Genomic DNA, 5,982 nt, shown 5'->3' with positions numbered 1-5,982 from the left:
CCGAAAAGGGTTCAGGGGATTGCTCCTCCATGGAAGCCCATGCACCCTCTTCCCCGAACGCCCCCCTCCTCCGCCCCGGGGTGGGCCGGGCCGCCGTGTGACCGGCCGTCGCCCGTTCCTCCACTCCCCGGGCGCCGGCCGGTCCTACACTGACCCGCTGTGAACGAAACCCTCGGGGACGCCCTGCTCGTCCTCGTCTTCATCCTGCTGGGCGGGCTGTTCAACGTCGCCGAGATCTCGCTGATCTCGCTGCGCGAGGGCCAGATCCGGACGCTGGAGGCGCTCGGCACCCGGCGGTCCGCCCGGGCCGCGCACCTGGCCGCCGACCCCAACCGCTTCCTGGCCGCCGTCCAGGTCGGCGTGACCTGCATGGGCTTCCTGTCCGCCGCCTTCGGCGCGGACACCCTGGCCGGCAAGGTCGCCCCGCTGTTCGTCCGGGCCGGGCTCACCGAGGGCGTCGCCGACGCGATCGCCCTGGTCGGCCTCACCCTGGTGATCAGCTACGTCTCGCTGGTGCTCGGCGAACTCACCCCCAAGCGGATCGGCCTGCAGCGGGCCGAGTCGATCGCGGTGATCGCGGCCCCGGTGGTGGACGTGATGTCGGTGGCGCTGCGCCCGGTGATCTGGCTGCTCGGCCACTCCACCAACCTGATGGTCCGCCTGCTGGGCGGCGACCCGGCCGCCGGCCGTGGCTCGATGAGCTCCGAGGAGCTGCGCGGCCTGGTCGCCGCCAACACCGAACTCGGCAGCGACGAACGGGCGTTGATCGCGGACGTGTTCTCCGCCGGGGAGCGGCAGCTGCGCGAGGTGATGGTCCCGCGCACCGAGGTGACCTTCCTGGACGCCGAGCGCCCGCTGGCCGCCGTCCGGCACCAGGCGGACACCTCGCCGCACTCGCGCTACCCGGTGGTCGAGGGCAGCGCCGACGCCGTGGTCGGCTTCGTGCACGTCCGCGACCTGTACGGCGCGCGCGGCGAGCAGGCCGCCAAGGTCCGCGACCTGGCCCGCCCGGTGAAGCTGCTGCCCGGCACCAAGCGGGTGCTGGAGGCGATGGGCGAGATGCGCCGCGAGGGCCACCACCTGGCCATCGTGGTGGACGAGTACGGCGGCACCGCCGGGATCGTCACCCTGGAGGACCTGGTCGAGGAGGTGATCGGCGAGATCCGGGACGAGTACGACCGGCCGGAGACCGCCGCCACCCGCCGGCTGGTCGGCGGCGGCATGGAGCTGGACGGCCTGCTCAACCTCGGCGACTTCACCGAGGAGACCGGCGCCACCCTGCCCGAGGGCCCGTACGAGACGGTGGCGGGCTGCCTGGTCGCCTCGCTCGGCCGGCTGCCCAGGGAAGGCGACCAGGTGCGCGTCCCGGTCGAGGGCGGTGGCGGGGTGCTGCTGACGGTGGCCAAGTTGGAGGGCCGGCGGATCGCCCGGGTGAGGGTGAGTGCGGTCACACTGGCGGAACCTCCTGGGGCGGACGTTTCCTGAGCGCCCGGTGGAACTGGAACAATGGCCCGCATGGTCAACGCAGCGGTCACTGGTCCGGTCAAGGACCGTCCCCGGGTTCTCTCCGGCATCCAGCCCACCTCCGGCTCGTTCCACCTCGGCAACTACCTGGGCGCGGTGCGCCAGTGGGTGGACCTGCAGAAGGAGAACGACGCCTTCTACATGGTCGTCGACCTGCACGCGATCACCGTCTCGCAGGACCCGAAGGAGCTGCGCGAGAACACCCGGGTCTCCGCCGCCCAGCTGCTCGGCGCCGGCCTGGACCCGGAGCACTGCACCCTGTTCGTCCAGTCGCACGTGCCCGAGCACGCGCAGCTCGCCTGGGTGATGAACTGCCTCACCGGCTTCGGCGAGGCCTCCCGGATGACCCAGTTCAAGGACAAGTCCGTCCGGCACGGCGCGGACAGCACCACGGTCGGCCTGTTCACCTACCCGGTGCTGATGGTCGCGGACGTCCTGCTCTACCAGGCGGACGCCGTCCCGGTCGGCGAGGACCAGCGCCAGCACCTGGAGCTCACCCGCGACCTCGCCGACCGCTTCAACACCCGCTACAGCCCGACCTTCACGGTGCCGAAGCCGTACATCCTCAAGGAGACGGCGAAGATCCAGGACCTCCAGGACCCGGGCGCCAAGATGAGCAAGTCCGCCTCCTCGGACAAGGGCCTGGTCAACCTGCTGGACGAGGCGAAGGTCAGCGCCAAGAAGTTCAAGAGCGCCGTCACCGACACCGGCACCGTCGTCTCCTACGACGAGGACGGGAAGCCCGGCGTCTCCAACCTGCTGCGCATCCACTCCGCGCTCAGCGGCCAGTCGATCGACCAGCTGGTCGCGCACTTCGAGGGCAAGATGTACGGCGCCCTGAAGACCGAGCTGGCCGAGCTGTTCACCGAGTGGGTCACCCCCTTCCAGGAGCGCACCCGCTCGTTCCTGGACGACCCGGCCGAGCTGGACCGGGTGCTGGCGATCGGCGCCGAGAAGGCCCGCGAGGTGGCCGCGCAGACGCTGGAGACGGTGTACGACCGGGTCGGCTTCCTCCCGGCCGCCAAGCGGTGACTCCCCTCACACGCCTGCCCGATGGTGACGGTCTCCCCGAGGCCGTCACCATCGGCGTGTCCGTGAGCGTTCCGGATCCGTACGGTGCGCAGATCCAGGACGCCCGGGCCGGGCACGGCGATCCGCTGGCCCGGTCGATACCGACGCACGTCACCCTGCTGCCGCCGACCGAGGTGCCCGCCGAGGCGCTGCCGAAGATCGAGGAGCACCTGGCGGCGGTGGCGGCCGCGCACCGGCCGTTCCGGATGCTGCTGCGCGGCGCCGGCACCTTCCGCCCGGTCTCCCCGGTGGTGTTCGTCCGGGTCGAGGAGGGCGCGCAGGAGTGCCGGCTGCTGGAGGCGGACGTCCGCTCCGGCCCGCTGGCCCGCGAGCTGGCGTTCCCGTACCACCCGCACGTGACGGTCGCGCACGGCCTGCCGGACGACGCGCTGGACCAGGCGTACGCGCAGGCGCGCGGCTTCCGGGCGGCCTTCCCGGTGCCGGGCTTCGGCCTCTCCCGCTTCGACGCGGACGAGGTCTGGCGGCCCTGGCGGAGCTACCTGTTCTCCTGAACCACCGGACTGACCTTCAACTACCTTACTGACCTTACGAGTTCGAGCATCCGGTCGACCACCCGGCGGGACGCGCCGCCGTCGTCCAGGACGCAGTGCTCGGCCCGGAAGCGCCGGTGGCGCTCCGCGTACCCGGGCGGCAGGGCCGCGCCGGTGTCGGCGAGTTCGCGCAGCGCGCCGAGCAGTCCGGCCGAGGTGGGGACGAGCGGGCCGGGGGCCTGCGGCTCGAAGTCGAAGTAGAAGCCGCGCAGGGTGTCGCGGTAGTGCTCCAGGTCGTAGGTGAAGAAGAGCACCGGGCGGCCGGTGACGGCGAAGTCGAACATGATCGACGAGTAGTCGGTCACCAGGACGTCCGCGACCAGCAGCAGTTCCTGCGGGTCGGGATAGTCCCCGCAGTCGTACAGGAAGCCGTCCCCGGCGCCCGGCAGCGGCTCGCGGACGTGCGCGTGCGGGCGGATCAGCAGCACGTGGTCCCGGCCGAGCAGGCGCCGGGCGTGGTCGAGGTCCAGCCGCAGGCCGAGCCGGAAGCCGTCGCCGTCACCGCGCTGCTGGTCCTCGCGCCAGGTCGGCGCGTACAGCACGATCCGCTTGCCGTCCGGGATGCCGAGCCGGCGGCGGACGGCCGCGGCGGCGGCCTCGTCGGGGCGGGCGAGCACGTCGTTGCGCGGGTAGCCGGCCTCCAGGATCTCGCCGTCGTAGCGGAACGCGCGGCGCAGGATCGGGGTGGCGAACGGGCTGGGGGAGAGTAGCAGGCTCCACTGCGGGGTCTCCCGGTCGAGCGCCTCCAGGTAGCCGTGGTCGGCCAGCCAGGGGTTGTCGACGTCGTGGGCGATCCGCTTCAGCAGCGAGCCGTGCCAGGTCTGGAGCACCACCTGGCCGGGGCGGCGCTCCAGGAAGTCCGGGAAGTGCGTGTTGCCGACCAGGTACCGGCAGGTGGCCAGCGCGCGGTACCACTCCGGGCTCCAGATCCGGACGGCCCGGACCCCGGGCGGCAGTTCGGCCTGGGCGTCGTCGACCACCCAGAGGTGCTCCAACGGCGCTCCGCGGCGGGCCAGTTCGGCGTGCACCGCGCGCGGCGAGTCGGCGTAGCCGCGGCCGCCGAACACGTCGTACAGCACGGCCTCGCGCAGCGGTTCGCGGCGGGCGGCGGGGTAGTGGACGGCGCGCTGGCGGCTCTGCGTCCAGGCGCTGCGCTCGGTGGGGGTGAGCACCGGGGTGGAGTCCACCAGCAGGGTGTCGTGCCAGCGGCGCTGGAGCAGGATCCGCTTGCCGCCGGCCGTGGTGGCGGCGGGCAGCGCGGGCAGGGCGGCGGGTGCGGCGAGCAGCGGGCGGCTCGGGCCGGGCCGCCCGGCGGGCGTCAGCGCGGCCTCCCAGATGCCCTTGCGCAGGGGCAGCGCGGTGCCGTCGGCGCCGGTGCGGGTGGCGGGCAGCAGGACCTTGAAGCGGCCGTCCTGGTCGGCCTCGACGGGGGAGCGGACCTCGCTCGCGGTGCCGGTGTGCCGCAGGACGAGCTCCAGCCGGTCCGCGGCGCGGTCCGGGCAGCGGCCGGTGAGCTCGAAGCCGCCGGCCCGGACGGCGATCCGCTCGACCAGGCCGGCCGCGGGTTGGACGCACAGTTGGAGCCGGCCGTCGGCGAGGTGCTTGAGGTAGAGGGCGCGGTCCGGGGTGTCGGGCAGCCGGTGCTGGCCGGCGACCGGGCCGCCGCGCTCGTCCGGGCAGAGCTGCTCGGTGCCGCCGTCGGGGTGCAGGAACTCGGTGTCCCAGTGCTCCAGTTCGCCGCTGCCGCGGCCGTCGGCGGTGAACGGCCGGTACGGCAGGTGGACGGCGAAGGTGTTGCCGGTGCGGGCGACCGGCCGTTCGATCACGGCGTCGCTCTGCCGGTGGCGCAGCCGCAGCACGGTGCCGGCCGGGCAGGAGTCCGCGCTGCCGCGCAGGTCGAGGCCGTCGGCGGCGGGGGTGGCGTGGGTGAGCCGGATGCCGGGGCGTTCGAGCAGCAGCCGCAGTCGCCCGTCGGCGAAGTGCGGCTGGAGGCGGACGTCGTGGTCCACCCACTGGGCCGGCGGGTACTCGCCGGAGCCGCACCAGTGCGGGGCGAGGGCGCCGTACCGGCGGCGCAGCCGGGTGGGGCGCGGGCGGGTGAACAGGGTGGTCTCGATCTGCCAGTCGCCGAGCAGCCAGTCGGTGCCGTGGCGCAGCCGGCCGGGCTCGATCAGGGCGGTGAAGCCGGACCAGTCGTGGTTGAACTCGGGCTGGGCGCTGTCGTCGGTGACTTCGGGCAGCCGGCGGGGCCGGGAGCGCAGGTGGACGGGCGGCCGGGTCCCGTCGGCGTGGCGCAGGGTCAGCCAGGTCCAGGCGGAGCCGGGGCGGCCGGTGTCGAGGTCGTCCGGGCGGGCGAAGCCGGTGAGCTCCAGGCCGCGGCCGGTCCAGCGGGCGCGCAGCAGGCCGAAGGTGACGTCCTCGTCGGCGGCGGGCTGGTCGGTGCTCACGCGGGGGTCGGCGTGCGGAAGGACGAACCGTGTGAGCGCAGGCATGGCGGGGGTCCTTCGGGACGGGGGCCGGGCCATGGGCGGTGGACCGGGGCCGCCGGACCGATGCCGAGAGGAAACCGGGGCCGAATTCATATCCCATACCGGGACGCCGTCCGGGTCAACAGTGCGGACCGGGGAATTTCCCGTGAAATTCGCTGACAAACACTAGTTCGAGTGCAATGTACAGGCAAAGACCAGGGATATTGTCAGGGAATTCCCAGGAAAGCGCAGAGGGGGGAAGAGGGGGTTTGCGTGGGGGGGGCTGTGGGGGGATCCCGGGGGTGTTTGGCCTACCCCCCTTCGCTTAGGGTGCCCGGGACCCCCCCACAGTAGAGCTCGGCTGCCAA

4 protein-coding genes are annotated in these 5,982 nt (G+C 73.2%); 3 read left to right on the top strand and 1 reads right to left on the bottom strand.

The window, feature by feature from the left end:
• Window positions 1–159 precede the first annotated feature (159 nt).
• From ACFVX9_RS02025 to ACFVX9_RS02015, 3 genes are all read left to right on the top strand, one after another.
• Entirely contained in the window at window positions 160–1,485 is a 1,326-nt protein-coding gene (locus ACFVX9_RS02025) for a hemolysin family protein (RefSeq protein ID WP_063349032.1), read from the top strand.
• Between the two features lie 30 nt (window positions 1,486–1,515).
• Entirely contained in the window at window positions 1,516–2,556 is a 1,041-nt protein-coding gene (trpS, locus tag ACFVX9_RS02020; protein ID WP_371518488.1) for a tryptophan--tRNA ligase, read from the top strand.
• A gap of 62 nt (window positions 2,557–2,618) precedes the next feature.
• The gene (locus ACFVX9_RS02015; protein WP_347878545.1) at window positions 2,619–3,107 is read left to right on the top strand and encodes a 2'-5' RNA ligase family protein; all 489 of its coding nucleotides are present in this window, start codon (window positions 2,619–2,621) and stop codon (window positions 3,105–3,107) included.
• Between the two features lie 20 nt (window positions 3,108–3,127).
• On the opposite strand, the gene ACFVX9_RS02010 is transcribed toward ACFVX9_RS02015, so the two are convergent.
• Window positions 3,128–5,638: a CDP-glycerol glycerophosphotransferase family protein gene (locus tag ACFVX9_RS02010; protein ID WP_387979965.1), complete on the bottom strand. Its 2,511-nt coding sequence runs from the start codon at window positions 5,636–5,638 to the stop codon at window positions 3,128–3,130.
• Window positions 5,639–5,982 lie beyond the last annotated feature (344 nt).

It is taken from the genome of Kitasatospora sp. NPDC058243 (assembly GCF_042882025.1).
Lineage (GTDB): Bacteria > Actinomycetota > Actinomycetes > Streptomycetales > Streptomycetaceae > Kitasatospora.
Note: the sequence above shows the minus strand (reverse complement) of the source record. Positions and strands in the feature narration are given on the sequence as shown.